Below are 764 nucleotides of genomic sequence, written 5' to 3'. Positions count from 1 at the left end.
GTCCGCGCTTGAGTCGGCGAGGGCCGCATGCGCCAGGGGCAGGCGCACGATGAACGTGCTGCCCTGCTGCGGTCCGGCGCTGGCGACGGCCACGCTGCCGTGCTGCTGCTCGACGAGCGACCTGACGACGGCCAGGCCGATGCCGAGCCCGCCCTTGGCGCGGCTGAGCACCTTGCCCTGCACGAACACGTCCCAGATGCGGGGCAGCAGGTCGGCGTCGATGCCCTTGCCGTTGTCGGCCACCTCCAGCTCGGCCATGCCCGGTTCGGTCGCGCGGCGGACCGACACGCGGATCCAGCCGCCCGCCTGCGTGTACTTGGCGGCGTTCTCGACCAGGTTGCCGATCACCTGCTGCAGCCGGGTCGGATCGGCGCAGACCCACAGCGGCGCCAGGTCCAGGTCGACGGTGTGCTCGGCCGTCGTGCCCTGCGTCTGCAGCGTCAGCACCACGTCGCGCACGGCCGCCGCCAGGTCGAGCGGCACGGGCGCCAGTGCCACGCGGCCGCTCAGTACCCGGTTGGCGTCCAGCAGTTCGTCGACGAGGTGGGCCAGGTGGCGGCTCTGGCGCCCGATGATCTGGTGCGCGCGCTCGGCCGCCGGGCCGCTGGCGCCCATCTGGACCAGGGCGATCGCGGAACTGATCGCGCCCAGCGGATTGCGCAGCTCGTGGCCGAGCATCGCGAGGAATTCGTCCTTGGCGCGGTTCTGCGCCTCGGCCAGGCTGCGCGCCGCCTGCGCCTCGGCCAGGTGGGGGTCTTATAAAA

1 protein-coding gene is annotated in these 764 nt (G+C 72.6%); it reads right to left on the bottom strand.

All coding sequences use genetic code 11. The features are described 5' to 3' along the window. The coding region (locus ACEN88_RS33240) for a sensor histidine kinase (RefSeq protein WP_413346576.1) at nucleotides 1-720 on the bottom strand (720 nt) is incomplete at its 3' end. Between the last annotated feature and the right edge of the window lie 44 nt (nucleotides 721-764).

Origin of the sequence: Massilia sp. CT11-108, from assembly GCF_047302915.1 — a bacterium.
Classification (GTDB): Bacteria; Pseudomonadota; Gammaproteobacteria; order Burkholderiales; family Burkholderiaceae_D; genus Telluria; species Telluria orientalis.
The sequence above is the reverse complement of the archived record's forward strand: the minus strand, read 5'-3'. Positions and strand labels throughout refer to the sequence as shown.